This is a genomic window from Mesorhizobium sp. M0060 (assembly GCF_040323155.1).
Classification (GTDB): domain Bacteria; phylum Pseudomonadota; class Alphaproteobacteria; order Rhizobiales; family Rhizobiaceae; genus Mesorhizobium.
The window spans coordinates 1-17,979 of record NZ_JAMYUP010000060.1; the positions used below are offsets into that span (position 1 = coordinate 1).

At 58.8% G+C, this 17,979-nt stretch carries 9 protein-coding genes and 1 pseudogene; 3 read left to right on the forward strand and 7 right to left on the reverse strand.

All coding sequences use genetic code 11. The features are described 5' to 3' along the window. The first annotated feature begins 692 nt into the window (after positions 1-692). Entirely contained in the window at positions 693-1,532 is an 840-nt protein-coding gene (locus NKJ94_RS31100) for a C1 family peptidase (protein WP_352530804.1), read from the forward strand. A gap of 16 nt (positions 1,533-1,548) precedes the next feature. Here the strand turns inward: NKJ94_RS31100 and NKJ94_RS31105 are convergent, their stop codons facing one another. From NKJ94_RS31105 to NKJ94_RS31120, 4 genes and pseudogenes are all read right to left on the reverse strand, one after another. Then, the gene (locus NKJ94_RS31105; RefSeq protein WP_352530806.1) at positions 1,549-3,339 is read right to left on the reverse strand and encodes a hypothetical protein; all 1,791 of its coding nucleotides are present in this window, start codon (positions 3,337-3,339) and stop codon (positions 1,549-1,551) included. A 368-nt stretch (positions 3,340-3,707) separates the two neighbouring features. After that, entirely contained in the window at positions 3,708-3,911 is a 204-nt protein-coding gene (locus NKJ94_RS31110; RefSeq protein WP_352530808.1) for a hypothetical protein, read from the reverse strand. A 699-nt stretch (positions 3,912-4,610) separates the two neighbouring features. Continuing rightward, complete coding sequence (locus NKJ94_RS31115; RefSeq protein ID WP_352530810.1) at positions 4,611-5,804, reverse strand: IS91 family transposase; 1,194 nt, start codon at positions 5,802-5,804, stop codon at positions 4,611-4,613. A 10-nt stretch (positions 5,805-5,814) separates the two neighbouring features. Then, positions 5,815-6,719: pseudogene (locus NKJ94_RS31120) on the reverse strand (tyrosine-type recombinase/integrase). Between the two features lie 553 nt (positions 6,720-7,272). Here NKJ94_RS31120 and NKJ94_RS31125 point away from each other — a divergent pair. Continuing rightward, positions 7,273-7,512 (forward strand): GIY-YIG nuclease family protein, encoded by a 240-nt coding sequence (locus NKJ94_RS31125; RefSeq protein WP_352530812.1) that lies wholly within the window; start codon positions 7,273-7,275, stop codon positions 7,510-7,512. Positions 7,513-7,518: 6 nt separating this feature from the next. Here NKJ94_RS31125 and NKJ94_RS31130 read toward each other — a convergent pair whose 3' ends face one another. Then, the gene (locus tag NKJ94_RS31130; protein ID WP_352530814.1) at positions 7,519-8,325 is read right to left on the reverse strand and encodes a hypothetical protein; all 807 of its coding nucleotides are present in this window, start codon (positions 8,323-8,325) and stop codon (positions 7,519-7,521) included. A 444-nt stretch (positions 8,326-8,769) separates the two neighbouring features. Between NKJ94_RS31130 and NKJ94_RS31135 the strand changes: the two genes are divergently transcribed. Beyond that, positions 8,770-9,174 (forward strand): hypothetical protein, encoded by a 405-nt coding sequence (locus NKJ94_RS31135; RefSeq protein WP_352530816.1) that lies wholly within the window; start codon positions 8,770-8,772, stop codon positions 9,172-9,174. 356 nt (positions 9,175-9,530) lie between these two features. On the opposite strand, the gene NKJ94_RS31140 is transcribed toward NKJ94_RS31135, so the two are convergent. After that, a complete protein-coding gene (locus NKJ94_RS31140) occupies positions 9,531-10,181 on the reverse strand; it encodes a hypothetical protein (protein ID WP_352530818.1) in 651 nt (216 codons plus the stop codon). A gap of 281 nt (positions 10,182-10,462) precedes the next feature. Further along, complete coding sequence (locus NKJ94_RS31145) at positions 10,463-17,974, reverse strand: hypothetical protein (protein ID WP_352530820.1); 7,512 nt, start codon at positions 17,972-17,974, stop codon at positions 10,463-10,465. Between the last annotated feature and the right edge of the window lie 5 nt (positions 17,975-17,979).

Here is a 17,979-nt window from a genome sequence, read left to right on the forward strand (position 1 = left end):
GACACCAGCCGCAAATCGAAATCCCCATAACCATCGCCTGTGGCCCGCGGGTTCCTTCCTCGGGGACTTTCGTACGCCTGCCGGCGCCCGAAACTCTTCACGACAGCAGTAGGTCCGCTTTTGGTCAGGAAAGAACGATAGCGAACCTTCAGCCTCCAACGACCTACGTCGTGACTTGACCCAATCAAGACCTCCAGAGATTCGAAGCGAATGGCAATCTCGACTGGCAGCAGACGTTCAAAGAGTCGCTCGGGTTTTCACGGTTATGCAATATCGCTGGCTAACATGTTGTGATCAACGGATTGCGGGTTATTTCTTCGGAGTCTGCCCTAAAGGTCAGCACGGCCAGGCACATTGTTTCGAGCCACGATCCTGCCTGCACTTCACGGGTCAAAGAAGCCGTTGTTTTTTGTCAATGGTTAGAGGGCCGGGTTCGCGTGCCACGCGGAAAGATCACAATAGCATCTTGAGCATCTTGCTAATTGTAAATGTTTGAGCGATTGTACGTCGATAAGCATACAGGGGGACATCCAAATAACACGGCCGAACCGAAAAATCACGCTGTTGTGAATAGATGCGAGGGCAGCGCCAGATTGCCTCGCGTTGAGGAAGTTGCGTGCTTTGGCGCACATTCGTGAATGTTATTCAGCGCTCACAATTTGTGTACCTAAACTATAAACATAGGAGGAGAAATGAGTAAATTTGAACATTTCAAAAGTCGGAATCTTATTCTTCCGGAGTCGCCACAGGCTGAGTTCGACAAGCTGGGTGTTTCTGAAGCTAAAGTCCCAGACTTGCTTTCACTCCCACCTCTTCCTCAAAACTTTACTATCCAAAACGAAATGACGGCTGTGGAGGACCAAGGTTCGCAAGGCTCCTGCACCTCATTCTGTGTGCTCGCTTGCTTGGAGCATATACACCAGCGTGATCTGTCTGAGGGGCAGACGCAACACGAGGCCGAAAGAACTTATGGTGACTGCCAAGAAGGTTTGGCAATGGTTCACTCATTCAGTACCTGCAAGAACCCGGGCGCTGTAGACGAAGCGTTTTGGCAATACGATGACACCCAGGTTTGCTGGGCGAATCCGCCCAATGTGGCCGCCGCTATCCGATACCGTTTTACCGACTTTGGCTATGTCTATAACCGCCCAAGAGCAGCGATGCTTCCGGCACTGCAAGATTCGTCCAAAGTGTCGGCAACACCAGGTCTGCCGATCACTCTTGCGATACAGAGAAACCTTTTTGCAAGGCGTAAGGTAGTTGCCGTTAGCGTTCCCGTCGTATGGTCAGCATGGCCTTGGTCTGGCGAAATTCAGATGCCTCCGCCGAGCGCCGCGACATCATTTTTCCAAGCGAACGCGATCCCCAATGTTGATGGTTGGCACTGCATCGCAATTTGCGGCTGGGACAATGGAACCGGCCGTTTCCTCTTCAAAAATAGCTGGGGGCAGCCTTGGGGCCAAGGTGGATACGGCACGATCCCATATCAATATCTCGACAACTACAGCGACACAGGAATCGTCGGTTGGTGATCCCTCAAGCGCAGTGTTAACGCTCCACCTGTCTTTTCGTCGTCGTCCGAGCAGGCGTGTTAAGGGGCTTTTCAAACACGCCCATTCCTAACGTTCCGACGAACAAGCGGCTCGTCGCCGCAGAATAGTCGAGGTCGGAGAGAACCACCGAGGGCAATCCGTCACCAGCAAACACCCAACTCTGCTGTGCGCTGTCCCACTCATAGACGCCGATGAGACACGCCGCGAACAATCGACCTTCTGTCGACATCGCAAGGCCGGCGAGAGGAAGGTCTGGCAGCCCGTTCTGCAGTCTGCTCCAAACCGGAGTGCCGAAAAGATTGGTGCAACGAAAGACGCTTTGACTGCTCGACTCCGTTACCGCGACATATGCGGCAGAGCTGTTCGTCGGGTCGAGCTGAATGTGCTTGATCGCGCCAATCGGCAAAGCCGTCGAGGCAATCTGCGCCCACGATAAGCCGGAGTCGTGCGAGGAAAAGAGCTTCGATTCGCTCCCGGCGACGACGACCAATGAGGTGTCGGCGCGTGAGAACGCCGCGCAATACATCGGCACATCCGGCTTGGAGATTTTCGACCACGTCTTGCCACGATCGCTCGATCGCAGGATGTCACCGAAGGAATCGGCTGCTAAAATAACACTGGAATCGGTGAGTTTTATTGCAAGCGGTTCGGCAAGCCCGAGATCGGTTTCGATGTCCAACTCTTTCCAGGACGCGCCACCATTGTCGCTTCGTGCCAACCCGTAGAACCATGTGTCGTGATAAACGGTCTGAGAATTCATCGGGTCGAACTCTAAAAAGCCGCCTTCGCCGCGATCGAGCCTTGCCCAATCTTTCGACGGCCCGGTCGAAATAAAGCCGTCGTCATCCTGAACCGCGCCGCCAATCAGCTGAGGCGATGTCTGAGAGACGCTGATAACGTAGAAGTGACCGCCGACAAGTCCGGCGCTGGCGAAAGCCCACGTCAGCCCATCGTCGAGCGATTTCCAAACGCCTCCATCGTTCGAGAGGTAGCAAACGCCTTTTTCGTTCGACCAAACAACACATTGCTGGTCAGGATGTGTCGGCGTTCCATAGCCGGCGACACGCGTCCACGTCTTTCCCCCATCTGAGCTTCGATGAAGATTGTTCGAACCAGCTAGGATCACATTTTCGTTTTCTGGATGAATACTGACGACGTTGCACCAACTATAAAAGGAGATGCTGTCTTTCAGATCGCCGACAAGAGTGAACGACCGGCCTCGATCGGTGCTTTTGAAAACAAGATCTCCGGACTTCGCTAGAACGAAGCTATTGAAATGTTTCCCATTTTTCCCAACGCAAATTTTCGGTCCTTCCACTTGAAACGCGACTGGAAGGCCGACCGACATAAGCAGCCAAGTATCGCCGCCGTCCGCGCTTTTATAGAATCCTTGCCGGTCTACGCCAGCGTAGAGCGTGTCAGGCTCAAGCTCATCTATAATCAGGTCGGCGATTTGACCAGAAAGGACGACGTCTTTCCCATTCATAGCCGTCCAGCTTTGACCGCCATCAACCGAACGATGGACACCCTGATCTCCCGACACATAGACACGGTTAGGATCCAGCGGTGAAATGACAACTGCTGACACGTAGATACTCGATATCGGACTACAAAGGGTCCAAGTTTGGCCACTGTCAACCGAGCGGTAGACTCCAACACCCACGGCGACAGGATCGGTACCCACGCCAATGCCAGCAGTCCATTCTCCTGTGCCCGCGTAAATGACGTTCGGATCGGATTCAGCAACAGCCAGCCCACCGATCGCGAGAGACTCCTCGAGCCACATCCTTGGTTGCCAGGACGCGCCGGCATCGAGCGAAGCCCAGACGCCACCCCCTGTTGCTCCTGCATAGATTGTGTTGAGTGACTGTGGAGTGAGGGCTAAGACGCCCACGCGGCCGGAGACATTCGCAGGGCCGATCGACTTCCATGTCTCAGACGTTGCCCGGAGCGAGTTTCTTAGGGTGAGTGCGCGGAAGTTTTGTTTAGCATGTCGCAACTTCCCGAGCAGGCTAAAGTCTGTCTTGACGCCGAACCGAAGTGAAAACCAGCTCGATCGCCGATAAAGTTTCTCTAGGTACGAGCGCGGCGCACGAGCCCGTGACCAATAGTTACCTTTCATCGAGCCTGACCCCGCAAGAGTGTGAAAAGGGGCTATTGAGTGCTTATGCCTAGAGCCGCGTAGAGGCGGGCAAAAGCAAAACCCAAGATCCACCAAGTTGGAACGAAGGCGATCACTTCGAGCGTAAAGCTTCCAAATTTGTAAAAAAGCTCCGCTAGAACAAGCGCAACTATGAAGGGTAGAAATTCTGCATAGGCGAATTTCTGCGGCCCTAAGCTCCTAATCGCGGCATACATGTGCGCTCCCCTTGCCTTTGTTCAATCAATGCCGCGATTAGGATTTGCATAGAAACACGTTTGTTTCAACGTGGAAAAAGCTCCTGAATGGTCCAGACGATCTCCATCATGACAGGAGATATGAGTATTGTCCTATCTATGACTGGCGGCATTCCGAAGATAGAGATCTTGGAGGGGCCGTGGGCGCCGTCGTCGCTGAACGCCAGCCGAGAAGGTAGCGATGGTCGAGGAGACCCTCGCGTCCCACGTGACACTGAGCCTCTTCTTCAGGCGCAACGACAGTGAGCGCAATGTCGCGTATTGAGTTGAGTCATGGCCTTCACTGCGCAGCCGCGAACGTCATGAAATGTGAAGGGTTGCGGATGCCGGCCATCCACGTGGTGCTTGGCGCCGGGGCCGGCGTCCGGAAGCCTCCAGGGAAAGAACCCGCGGGATGGAGGGCGCGGTTTCGGCGCTATGGGGATTTGACCGTTCCGCTTGGTCGGCTGTGGCCGGATTGATGCGTCTGGCGGATGGGAAGGGGTACGTCGGAGGACTGGGGATGGCGGTGCGCAGTGCGATGCGGCCCTTGAGGAGCGGGCGGTTTCGGCGCTGCAGATGGTGCGGGACATGCGATCAGCCGGAGACGCACGATCGCGTCGGGCCGCCGACGATCAGAGCCCTCGGCGGGTGTGCAGAGCGATGAAGAGCGGTTTATGGTCATAGCGCCGTCGTCCATGGCGGCGCGCGGGCGCGGCCGCCGCGTTCGAAGGTCTCGATGATGATCATCCTGCCTCCGCAGCATGGACATGGCGGCCGCCAGTCCGACGGCGCAGCGGCATCGGCGCCCGTTCCGTTGCATTCGGCCTTGGGCTGCGGCGCGGCGAGAAGTTCGCGGACGTGCACGATGTTGGCCGTGCGGCCGGCGCTGGCGAGCAGCCCGTAGTGACGGATGCGGTGGAAGCCCTTGGGCAGCACGTGGAGCAGGAAGCGGCGGATGAACTCGCCCGGATCGAGCGTCATGGTCCGATAGCGCTCGCGCCCGTTGCAGCGGTAATCTTTGCAGCGGAACGTCACGCCGGCTTCGTCGAGGGCGATCAATCGGCTGTTGGAGATCGCGACGCGGTGGGTGTAGCGCGACAGGTAGGCCAACACCGCCTCAGGTCCGGCGAAGGGCGGCTTGGCATAAACGAACCAGTTCTTCCTCCGAAGCGGTGCCAGGAAGGCAGCAAAGGCGCTGTGCTCACTCAGACCGTCGTGATCACCGAAGAACTGCAGGCGCCCAGCAGCATGGGCGTCGGCGAGCTTCGCCAGGAAGAGCCGTCGGAACAACCTCGACAGCACGCGCACGGGCAGGAAGAAGCCCGGCCTGCAATGCACCCAGTGCTCGCCGTCGAGCGATATGCCGCCACCGGGCACGATCATGTGCACATGCGGGTGATGGGTCATCGCCGAGCCCCAGCTGTGGAGCACGGCGGTGATGCCGATGCGCGCGCCGAGGTGCTTTGGATCGGCCGCGATCGTGAGCAGCGCCTCGGAGGCGGCGCGGAACAAAAGGTCGTAGATCACGGCCTTGTTGTAGTAGGCGATGTCGGCAATCTCGGCCGGCAGCGTGAACACGACGTGGAAGTAGCCGACCGGCAAGAGATCGGCCTGGCGCGCGGCGAGCCAGTCCCGTGCCGCCGCGCTCTGGCATTTGGGGCAGTGCCGGTTGCGGCAGCTGTTATAGGCGATGCGGCTGTGGCCGCAGTCCTCGCAAGCCTCGACATGGCCGCCGAGGGCAGCGGTACGGCAGCTCTCGATCGCCGCCATCACCTTCATCTGGCCGAGGCTGAGATGACCGGCATGCGCCGCGCGCCAGGTGGCGCCATGGCGATGGAAGATGTCGGCGACCTCCAGTGACGGGCGGCTCACCGCCGCGGCATCATCTGTCCGGTCGCGTCTCATCCTGCGTCAGCAGCTTGATCCGGTCGAGCGGGCTCATCACGGTGCGGATCGTGTTGGTGGCGACGCGGGCATAGAGCGCGGTGGTGTCGAGCTTGGCGTGCCCGAGCAGGACCTGGATGACGCGGATATCGATGTCCTGCTCCAGGAGATGGGTGGCGAAGCTGTGGCGCAACGTGTGCGGCGTCACCCGCTTCCTGATCTCGGCCGCCTCCGCAGCGGCATGAACAGCGCGGTTCAGCTGGCGGCTGGAGAGCGGTGTGACCGGATTTGTCCTGGGAACAGCCAGCCCCGCGGCAACATCACGCCGCGGCGCTTGCCCTCCCGCCACCAGGCGCGCAGCAGTTCGAGCAGATGCGGCGACAGCATGGCGTGGCGATCCTTGCGGCCCTTGCCTTGTTCGACGCGGATCAACATGCGCGCCGAGTCGATGTCGGTCACCTTGAGCGCCACCACCTCGGAGACCCGCAGCCCGGCGCCGTAGGCCGTGCCAAGCGCGGCCTTGTACTTCGGCCCCGGCGCCGCTTCGAGCAGCCGCGCTACCTCCTCAGCGCTCAGCACCAGCGGCAGCTTGCGCGGCTGGTGGACTATCGCGAGACGACGAGAGAGATCGGGTCGGTCGAGCGTGACGGTGAAGAAGAAGCGCAGCGCCGAAACCGAGCTGTTGATGCCCGGCGGCCGCATGCCGCTCTCGGTCTGGTGCACTTGGAAACGGCGGAGATCCTCAGCCGTCGCCGCGTCGGGCGAGCGGCCGATGAACGCCGCAAATCTCTTCACGCAGCGGATGTAGTCACGGCGCGTGTCCTCGGTGAAGCCACGCACGTTCATGTCTTCGATCATGCGCTCGCGAAGCGCGCTGCCGGACGGATGCGAAGGGATGGTCATCGGATGCTCCTCTCAAGCTGAAGGTTGACCCTTCATGCTCGGAGGCCGATGCCTGTCCGTCACCCCTCGTCGATTACAACCTCACCGGCGCTGCCGATAAACCAGCAGGCCTCGAACCTGCGCCCTCCCGCGCGAGCGGGTTCGTTCAATGGCGCAAAGCGGCCTGTGGCCCCTGCATTAGCGATGTCCGCTACGGGACCGTCGGAATGACTGCCATGCGGCGCAAAGCGGCCGTTCGCCTCGTGCAAGAAGTGCGCCGGCTTAGGGCCCGACGAGAACGTCTTATCAGTGTGAAATTAGTCTTTCACACTACAAGCCGCCCTCCTCGCGGGATTGATTGACGCAATCGATCTAGGGCGCAGCCAGGCCGGTCGACTCAATTCCGGCACACTGCGACTGGTGGCGCAGGAAATGACGCAAGCACTTAATACCGCATCGATGGCAGAAACGATCCAGGTATGAAGGTCGGCGATCTGTCACCGCGCTCAACGAAGAAATAGCCGTTCTGACGCGCTCGCATGCGGTTCTTGAGTGAGAGAAGGCTGGCTATTATGTGCTCGCCTCGTTCGAGGAGGACATCCTCTATGTCGGACTGGCCAGCAATCTCAGGCGGAGATTCGGGCAGCATCTTGACACACCAGAGAAGGTCGCCGCCACCGTGAACAGGCGCGCCATCCTTATGGTTGGAGTGCACGGAACTCGCGAAGGTGGAGCGCATCTGGATGAACAACTATGCCCTCCGCCATGGGCGTGGCCCGTTCTAAACAAGGTGTATTCCCCCACAAAGGTCTGACCGTCACTAGTAGTAGGCTTTGTCGTCCTCGGTGTACTCGACGGCCGTCCACGTGAAGCTCTGGACGTCGATCATGTCCCGGGGGCTGAGATCGGAGATCCTTTCCTTCGTGGTTCGCGCCAGGTCGAGCAAGGTCTCATAGACCGCCGGATCGAGTTCCGACTTGTAGGTATGGGCGAAGGCATGGCCGACGGGTTCAGCAAAGGCGGTTATCATGGTCGGCTTGAGGAAGACATGTTCTTCCGGCTTCCACAGGAACGGCAGATAGGTGACGACCGTCCATTTCGCATTGTCGTGTCGCTTCAGCACCGACGCCATGGCGCCGAGACCACGACTGATGTCACCGTTGGTGAAGGCGGCCGCGGCTTGGATGAAGTCGTTGGCCTCGGCCCCCCTCAGCAACGGCTGAAGTCGTGTCTTCTCGAACGGCGACAGGAGGTTGGTGGCGCGGTAGGCGGAAAGGATCCCTTCTCCGAAACTGCCTCCATTGGCGGCATCTGCGAGAGGGGCGGCTTCGTCGAGTTTGGCCTTAGCTTTCAGTTTATATGCACGCTCATGCCCACTGTAGTCGGCCCCCTCGAATCCTTGCGGGAAAAAGTGCAGGAAGCGAGCCCGCGCTCCGTCGTAACCGAAGAAGTGCGGGTTAGAACGCGCTGCAGCGTCGTGAACCCGACGCCAGACGTCTTCCGCGTCGGCGCCTTCCTCTAGCGCCTTGCGCTTGCCATCAAGAAGGACGACTCCACTGTATCCCTTTTGCGTCTGGACAAGGCGAAGCGTGGCCTTTCCGACAGTCGCCTCGCGGATTGTTTTCAATGTCTCCTCCCAAGCCCTCGCTGATCGTATCGGCAAACGCTCATTTGTAAACTGCAAGTTGTTGTCGCGGACGACAGGTCATGGAAGATACAAACAGTGCTCAAATCAGCGGGGCCAATATCGATCGAGTACCTTACGCCTCTCCCCTACCCCATTGCGTTCGATTTAGGTGCGCGAGATCTGGAGGTGGGGTGCAAAGCTTGCATAGTCGAGAAGAATTTGGCCGAGTGAGTGGGAACGCCGTTCCGCTGACCGGGAGACTAGTCCAAAGATGGAGCGGTGGCGCGTTAGGCATCAAAGCTAAGAAATGCTATCCTACAATCCTGTTGCTCTCTGCAAACACGACCTACTGCGACATCGACAATGTACAATCGAAAGTTCGGCACTAGGGTCCGGTGAGCCAGGGAATAGAATGGCTGGTCGGGTGCCGATACAGGGGGAACTATGAAGAAAATTACGGATTCTGAATGCCGTACGCTGACGGAGGCCTACGCTCGACAAGGGGCGACGGTCCGCAATCCCCGGCGCACCTGGTCAGCCATTACGGACGACGGAAACGCTGTGGTCGTCACCCTGTGGACCGACCGATTTCTCGATGTCGAACAGAGCCGCTACAGCACATTCGGACTTTCTGGCACGGGTTGGATGGATCGCCCAGAGAACCGTCGTCGCACCGAGCATCTTCAGCACGCGTTGTCGAAACGCGGGGGTCTATTTCGTTCGATAATCGTTACACCCAGCGACACTCTACACAGCAGCATCATCGCACGCAGGATTGGACCCGAGATGCGGGTTACCAAGATTGATGAAGCAACGGGACGCTTCGAGGCGGAGCGAGCAGCAGCCTAGCAGCGAGGGAGGACGCGCGTTTAATGGCTACCTTAGACACACCGAGTGACAACGGACGATGGGAGTCCTGATCGAAACTGCCGGTGCCGATGCAGTCGAACAAGCTCGCCCGGTGCAGAGTTCGCTAGCCGACAGCTCGAATGCGCCGGAAAGCTCAAGCCCTTTTTCAGCTCCGTCGCGAGTTCCCTCAAGCCTGCATTTGGCAAATCAGACGTAATCGATATTCTCGAGCCTCCACGGTATGGCGCTGCCAGAGCCGTATGCGCAGAAATGACAAATTCGCAGCAAGCAAACGACAAGCCTACGACACCCAGCCAGGGGACAAGTAGACGGCGGTCCCTCCTCGGTGTCTAGCTCTAGAGCCTAGTCAGGCAGACTCTGGATGCGAGGAGCCACTTTAACCAAAACAGACGGCCCCAAGTCGTGCCGCGAAATTCGTTTTGAGATCGCAAGCTTTGATCACGGGGCGCCCATGCATAATCGTCGTCGGATAACCACACCGTTTCAATCCAACGGCGATCACCCGCGGTGACGGTCGACTGGATCCGTTGTGCCTTCTGAATGTAGGGTCCAGTAAATGTATCCATCGCTTCGCCGGCTTCGAAGTTGCAGCCTACGAACTCGACTGTAAGCGTATCTCTGCCATTCCAATCTTCGCGAGTCTTACAACGTGAAGAAGAACTATCCGGAGGATGCTCGGCAATTACGCTCCCAAACTGGTCTTGCACTTCAGGAGCAACCGCAACGGTATAAACGTATCGCACCGATGCATCCTCAACTGGCGTCGCCCCGTAGCTTCTCGTGTAGGTCGCAATGCTGAAGACTTTGGATCCTTGGTAGTCGTCAATGTAGATCGCCTGGGCTTGATTCAGGAAGCATGGCTTGGGCTCGAGGATCGCGGCTCCCAAGCCGGTTGCGATCGACCCTACAACGGCGCTGGCCGCAGCGCCGATAATCCACCGCGCCCAGCCAGGCATTGATGACCATCGCTCTCTGACGGTCTTCAAGGCTGCGGGCTCTTGTCGACGCCTCATTTCTCTAACGATTCCTCGATTGGACCATAAAACAAACGATTTCGGGAGCGGGCAGCCAAAACCGAGACGACGATCTCCTGAGTCAGGTCAGATACAGGGGGCACAGCGCAGTGCCGACATGCGTTCGAAAAGAAAGATGGAAGTGGAGTGTCGATCACCGGGTTATGTCCATGCCAAGCTACGCTAACAGTTCCTATCTCCCGCGATGTTCATGCCCAGGACTGCTGGCGGTAAATTTGTATTTGAAACCGACTCTATACTCTCGGCAATTGGGCACCACCCGAGCGATCGAACTTGATCAGTTCGATCTTCCACCCAGCGCCGTCATCGCTTTTGCCCGCCTTTGCATAGCGCCAGACAAACAGCGCCCTGCGCCGTACATGCTCGAGAGCCAGGTCTGCAAGCAAATCGGGAAACTCAATCTTTTGCGGCAACGGTCCTGCCGCGTGTAGCCTGACTCGGGCCAGTGAAATGTCGGCAGTTGTCTCGATCACGGAATACACCGCTGGCGGCGGCGCGATGACCGGGTCGGCGACGATGTCGACGATCAGTGCAAAACTCTCGAACAGTTTTTGGTCGAGGACCTTGTTTGATGCTGGTGTTATGGCGATTTGCAAGCGATCACCCGGCTGCAGCGCGCAGAGTGGACTGGGCGGGATTACGCCGTTGTCGTTCGGCTTAAGGACCATTTGCTTCAGGGGCAGCTCGACGACCGAGGCGGCGGCGACAGTGTAGCTTCCACTTGCCTGCGATCCGGTTGCCGTTACCAACTGTTGTGGCGGTGCCTGCGGTACGCTGTCGCCTTGCGGAGGCAGCCGGAACAATTCCACCTTGAATTCGGGAATATCTTGCTGTTCGGCGAACGTTCCAAGCGCGGTGTCGATAACTCCACCCGCAAGGTAGAGCGTTTGTTCGAGGTCATATTCGCGCCGGTCCGCGGAGACAAGAAACGGCCCCGCCAACTCCTGCGGTCGGTGGGATGCGCTCATGGTCTGACTGGCCAACTGCCGGTCGTATGACGGGTCGGCAAACACGACGGTCGTTGTTTTGACAGGAACCACGCGTCGCATGCCGGGATCGAGCATGAGCGGCAAAAATACTTGCGCGCGCGGGCCAAGTGGCAGGTCTCTTTTTTTGTCTTGGCCAAGCCTTTCAAGTTCAAGCAACAGGCGGATTTTCGAGTCTGCAGTCGCGGCTGACAAGGCGTCGCGTGCGTCGGCAAGTCTGGCCACTTCGAGATGGAGGAGCGGAACAGCGGAAAGATCGAATTCGAGAAAATTCGCAGACGTTTTCTTGTCGTCAGTAAAGCTTATTTCGAGGTTTAAAGCGTCAATCTGCAGCTTGCCCGTTGCCCTGACATGCGGTTCCTGGCCACCGTCTGGATTGAAGACGGCCGCGGTCAATTTGACGTCAAGTTTGCCGTCCCAGTCAGGGCCCAGGTAGGCTTCCTGATTCTTGACCTTTCCGTTCCTTGCCTTATGCCCGACAAGGTCAAAAATCACCTTGTCATGCCGTTTGGGTAGCTGAGGCTTGCCTGTTTCGTATCGGACCACGTCTGCGGCGCCGTCGAAGGCATTGAACGGCGGCTGACGGCCGGTGCCGGGGTCCAGGTCGGTCAGCGATACGTAGGTTCGACGACGATAGCTGATCGTCAACTGCTCGATCCCTGCGTGACCCTTTTTCAATTCGTCGGGCGTGAGTTCGTCGATAGGCAATGCCGGCGAACGCGGGTTGCGCAACTGGTGAGCAGCAACTGGCCCCGAATTGGCCGGACGACCGAAACGAGGATTATCGGGATCGAAAGGCAAACTGTCGCCCGGAACCGTCAGCGACGCGACAACCGCCTCCAATACACCCGGTCTTCGGCCGATCGTGGCGCGTTCGACGGCCGGTGGCAGGGTCGGCGCACTTCGTAGTGCTTCAACCTCCTTCTTTGCCTTTCCACGGTCACTTGGTGACTTGGACGACAACGGCTGGTCCAAGGCGACGGCCAACGATGGAAACGTGGGCGCGCGCCGTCGGGTCACAGCCGGCAAAAGGTGCCGTGCCGTCGGACCATCGAAAGTGATCGGCAGGATCGCATCGGCCTTGGTTCCGTCAGGAAGATACTTCGCGGTGCTGCGGTCATAGCTGATATGATTGGCGAAGCTGAGATACAGCGCCTCCGGCGGCGGCAGGTCTGCCGAAGCGCTTGTGGATTTTTCTCCCTTGCTTGTCACCGCAGGTGCATAGGCCGGCCAGCCAAACAGCTGGAACCGAGCTGCGAAGCCACTGTCGTGACCGAGCAATGGCATCTCGTCTCCCAGGGCTGGCGTAAGCATGGAAAGGTGGGTGGTCGCCGTATCCGAGGGCCATCCCAAGGCGGCGGACGGCGATAGGTCGGTCCCCGCCCTGGTGAGGGCTTTGCCGGGCATCGCGCTCGCATCCAGACCAGCCGGGACCGGGTGCGGTTTTACGTCAGGACTGCTCAGTCCATCGTCGATTTCGACAATTGCTACAATTGCTTTGCGATCAAGATCGATAGCAGCCTCGATCGCCTCGCCGGGTGCGATCTCGGACGTCGGCAAGACGCGTCGATAGGCGGATTGGGTTGTGATCCTGGATGCGGACAGCGCGGTGATGCTCGCAGTTCGCATCGGCTGCTCCGACATCTCAGATGTCGAAAGGACAATGGCAACTTCTTCCGGCATCTCGCGCACACTGACACGACAGCGCAAAGCGGCGACCGCAGGCGCCTTGTCATTGGCCTCGGTGAGGCGGGCGGCCAGAATAGTCTCGGCAATCCATTCGAAATCCTCCGCTGGCGAATTCGTTCGGGCCAGCGCGTCTATTTTCAGGCGTGCCTCGATCGCCATCATTGCCCGGAGGAAGAAGGGGGCAGCCTTGTAGTCCGCCTTGTCCATCGGCGCCGCCTTCCCCTTATCGGGCAGCCACTTCTCGAAGAAAGCTTGCTCGACCGGAATCGTCAACTCAATCTCAGCAGCGTCGCGAGCCAGGCGTACAAAACGGCCTTGGCCAAACTGGTCGACGATCTCAGGCTCCGAGAAGCCGCGGCCGATCACGGCAGTTCCGACCGTGCCTGAGCTTGGCATCGGGGTGGCAGGCCACAGATCAGGCGCAGCGACTCTCCAGACACCGGACGCTATGTTGATAGGATCAACGCCATCCATTATCAGCCACGGAATAACGGCGGCGAAATCACCGGGGGGCATACCTTGCCACCCTCCGTTGCGTGGGACCGCAAAAAGTGTGGATGCTCCGCCAAGCAGGATCGGCACGTCTGACTTGATCCAGAGCTTGTCGGCCAAAAGCCTGTCATGAAAACCGGCCGCACCAAAGATCAGTTGAATGATGCCGGCATGCCCGTTCTTTATTGTCTCCGTCCGATAGGCGTGATCGAGGCTGCGTGGCGCGAAGCTATAATTCATAGCCTCCATGGCCATGAGCTTGGGGGTCGTGATTGCGGTATGATCGAGCGTCGTCCAATGCGCTAGCGCCATGTCGCCCGCTTGCAACCGGTGATCCACTATACAAATCAACCTGACCGGTTCCCTCATGGTCGTCACCCTGACTTCCACATCGAGGACCTTCGTCAGAAAGCATGCGAGCGTGTCAGCCAGGATGCGGTGACGGTTGAATTTCACCGTGACGTGGTGGGCGAGCCGGTGATCGGCGTCGTCCAGAATGTGAATAATACGACTGCGTTCAGCCGCGGCCTGATTGGCGTCTGCGGGACTGAGCCATTTTTCGGGCAGAGGCTTGCCGTCCACCGTTTGCATCTGTCCGACCGGCCAGCGGATCGGGCTCTGTGAGTTTCGGCTCCATGTGAGTTCCAGCGTGTGTTGTCTAACGTTTGCAGTGGCTATCAGTCGGTGGTCGATCCGATTGCCGTCGTCGTCGCTGGCGACGACGCCCATCCATGCTGTCCGCATCTCAACGGGATTGAGTTTGCCATCTTTGACCATCACGTCGCCGCATACGAAGGCCAAAGCAGCGACAACAGCGAGTTTGTTTCGCGACCGCAGTGAGAAGAGTGGCGAACCCCCTCTCAGGCTGAGTTCTTTTTGACCATGTATCAAGCCGTTGTCGTGGTCGATTTGGATCGCGTCGACATTTGCCGATTGCAGGTCAAGCCAGGCAAACGAAGCTGGCTGGAACTCAGCAAGGGCCTCGCCTCCTGCCTTGTCAGACCTTACTGAGATCGGTCCGCTTATTACCAGTGTGCTGTTCGAACTGTCGACCGTGAAAACGAGCGCAGGGCAGAAAACGACATGCGTTTTCGTGGTCGTTCCCGACTTTGGCGCTTCCACTGTCGCGGTGAACCCTTTGTCAGTCGGCGTAACCTTCGCAATCAGCTTGAGATCCGACCCGAAAAGTCGCAGTTCGATTGCCGCGTTCAGACTGCCAGCCGGTTGCGCAATATCGATGGTTGCTGTGGCCGCGACCGGCTTGTTGAAGCGGTACGACTGCGGGTCGTCGCCCGGGTCGGAGAGCAGCGTTTCGATGGTGACATTTGGCGCAAACTTTTTTTTATCTTTGATATCCTCGTCCGCAAGTTCGACAGTGCCGTCGGAATTGCGGGTCATATGGATCCCGGTCCAGGCGTAGCGCCAATCTGAAGTACCACGGGTCAGCGCGAGTTGCAGGAGGTCCCCATGCTCATAGATGTCGTCGGGACCGAAAGGCCCGCCCGGGTCTTTGAAGTCGCGGTCGAGTCGCATCGATCCGACCACATTGATCGACTTGATGCGGGTCCCGTCGAACGTTGCCCGCAGCAAGCGCAAAGGGCGGAAGGCAAATGGACCCCAGCGTATATCGTGGCGGCGGACGCCCGTTTGCTCGGCGTCCTCGAACAGACGCCATTCATGCAGCGATTGTGGAAAACTGTCTTGGTCGAATGCCTGACCTACGGCTCCGATGGCTGCTTCCACCGGGTTCTTCTTTCCATCGAAAATCAAGCCGTCGAGCGGCAGGTCGCGGGCGAAGAATTTCAGCGCCTTCGCAAATTTCCACGGGGCGGCATCTGCGGAAAACAACAGCGGCTCGGCCGCAGACATCGTCAGCAGCGACAAGTCCCTTGGCTTGATCGCACCGGATTGCCAGGTCCGCAACCTTGCCTTGCGGACGCCATCGGCAGCATCGGCTGCAACGCCGAAACCGCGGGAGTCCCAGCGCATGCTGTCATATTCGTAGAGATTGGCTGCGTAGCCAGCGATCTTGATCGGCTCGTTGCCCTTGGCAACGAGCTCATCCCCTTTGACATCGAATGTAGTCGGACCAATTGTCTTGTCACCGCCGAGACCCTGAACCCCAGCGTCGAGACGGAACGCTTGGCCGCCAAGGAAAAACTCACCATAGGCGTCCCTGGCCTTGGCGTAGAGGGCGACGTCAGCGGACCATGAATAGGTCTCAACCAGACCGACAATCTTCTCCGCCTTGTACCTGGTCCCTTCGGATAACCACTTCGTGACAAAGGCCGACTGGGTGCGGGTCAGCGCCATGCGCCGTCGATTGGCATCCCAAATCTTGTTGAGCCTGGCAGGCTCCAGCGCCGTCGGCAGTGAGATCGGTTCAACGTTCGATCCGGGCATCGCCTGAGCTTTTTTCGGCGGGTCTGACCAGGCAAACAGCTCGTCCAGGATGGGCAGATCGAAGCGGAGCGCCGCCTGCAGTTTGAACGTCCCGAACTTGTCGAATGCGTTGGGAAAGAACTCGGCGCCGGCCAGTGTGGTCGAGATCAGTGTGTCGTCACGAAACGAAGGCCGAGTGGTGTCAGCGTATAATTTCCACCACATTTGGCTAACACTTGAGAAAACCGGCAGATAGTGCTTTTCGTCGGCGTAAGTGAGCGTGAAGCCGCCGCTGACCGTCCGGGGCACCAGGCCACGCGACACCGAGGGTTGCGCAGCGGCTGGAAGACCACGCGTCAGCGGATGGTTGGTGACGAACGCGCTGTCTGCGGGCGGCAACCATGCGATGACATTTGGATCGGGGTCTTTTGGATCCTGGCTGTCTGGTGCCGGCGTGACCGTCGCGGCCATGTCTGCGGTGAACCTGCCGGTTTTCGCGTCCCATGTAACGTCGCCCTGCAAATACGGCTCGGGTGGCGACCAACCAAACCATAGCGGCAGGTCGCGCGTCGCTGCCGGCCCGCCTTGCAGATTGGGCAACGCTTCGAGTATGGTCGGACTGCTTTCGCAGGCGAACAGGAAGCCGACGAGTTGTCCCTTCGGCGTCTCCGCTTTGAGTTCGGCCGTTCGAGGTTTTGCCGACTCCCATGCAACGACGAGCTCGATTCCTGCAGCGTCGTCCAGCACGAGGCCCCGCATCGTCTCGCCGCCCTGTTGGACATAGACCCGGCCGCTCATCGCCGATAAAGGCGGAGGCTTGGCGAACGCGCTGGGGATTGGTGTTGGCGGCGTCAGATCGGGTAGTGCAAGCTGCACCACGCCCTCGGCGACCGGAATGAAGACATAGGGAGCGTGATCGATCCTGTCGTCCATGGCCCGCGCTGCACGATAGAGAGGCAGCAGCCGATCGGCGATCGGTTTTAGCGCAGCCTTGGCGCCCTTGCCGCCTTTGAAGTCGACCACCTCACTGCCCCAGGGCGTGACCTCTTCGCCATTGCGCGTGAACTTGGCACAAAGCTCCGCTTTCGAGATCTTCGATCCGGCGGCAAAGCTGACATTGAACGCCGTTTCGCTCTCGCGCCGCCAAGTGACGTTCTGCGCGAAAATCATCGCAAGGCCCTGCTCTGCATCTGGCAGCTGGCCAGTGGTCTTGACGCGAACATCGATAGCGTTGCGATCGATGACCATTTCGAAGTCGCCGCTCGTGGAACCTGCGACCGCAACCAGCTTCAACTTCCCGCCACTTTCGTTCAATCGCCACAACAGCGGCGGCGCCAGTGGGCGCCTGTCATAGCGCACGGCGACCGGTGCGCCCGCCGGGCCGAGGCCGGCGAACGCCGAGGCGATCCCCGCCTCAACCGCATCGATAGCAGGCTGCGACGCCGCATCGACGGCGCGCACGAGGCGCAGAAGGTAACCCGACGCCCCGGTTGGCATGACATCGCATTCGAGGCGGAACACCGCGGCAATCGTCAAAGTAGCCTGATCGGCTGGACGCGTAGGATCCTTGATCCTGCCCTGGAACTCTATGCCCTCGGGCGTCAGAACTGCCTGCAGGTATCTGGGTTTGCTGCCGACAAGATCGACTTCCAACCCGTTGAATAGCGACTTGTCCTTCAAGCCGAGGAACGTGCCTAACTCGTTCGGCTTGTTGCTTGCGTCCTCGGTAAGTTGAATCTCGACGCCATAACGCCCCTCGACCAGTCTGAATGGCAACGCGTAGGCGAACTGATCAGGATGATCCGGCCAGTCCTGGATCGGCGTGACGAGGAGATCGCTGGCATCTTCCTGCTGTCTGAGGGGCGCCCCCGCCTTGCCCAGTGTAAGAGACCGACTACCAAAATACACCCTTGGACGCGCATGGACGCGAAGCAGAGTTGGCTGGACAAACGGTGCGAACGTGGTTTCCTTGCCATCTTTGTCCTTGGCTTTGATCTGCCGCTTCTGGCCGTCGAGCAACATCGATCGTAGGCCAAAGGCATTGACCACGACCTGGGATACACTGTCGCCCTCGTGAGCGAACGAACGCATGTCGGCAACGTAAAACGCCTGGGGCCTGCCGCCGACGATCCTTGCCATTGCCAGACCTACCATCTGCAGGTCGTCGATGATTGGGTTCTTCGAACTGTCATCCATCGATT

What these genes read in the sequence shown, in the direction of transcription:
- NKJ94_RS31100 (WP_352530804.1), top strand. Translation starts at nt 693, where the DNA reads ATGAGTAAATTTGAACATTTCAAAAGTCGGAATCTTATTCTTCCGGAG.
- NKJ94_RS31105 (WP_352530806.1), bottom strand. Translation starts at nt 3,339, where the DNA reads ATGTGGCTCGAGGAGTCTCTCGCGATCGGTGGGCTGGCTGTTGCTGAA.
- NKJ94_RS31110 (WP_352530808.1), bottom strand. Translation starts at nt 3,911, where the DNA reads ATGTATGCCGCGATTAGGAGCTTAGGGCCGCAGAAATTCGCCTATGCA.
- NKJ94_RS31135 (WP_352530816.1), top strand. Translation starts at nt 8,770, where the DNA reads ATGAAGAAAATTACGGATTCTGAATGCCGTACGCTGACGGAGGCCTAC.
- NKJ94_RS31145 (WP_352530820.1), bottom strand. Translation starts at nt 17,974, where the DNA reads ATGGATGACAGTTCGAAGAACCCAATCATCGACGACCTGCAGATGGTA.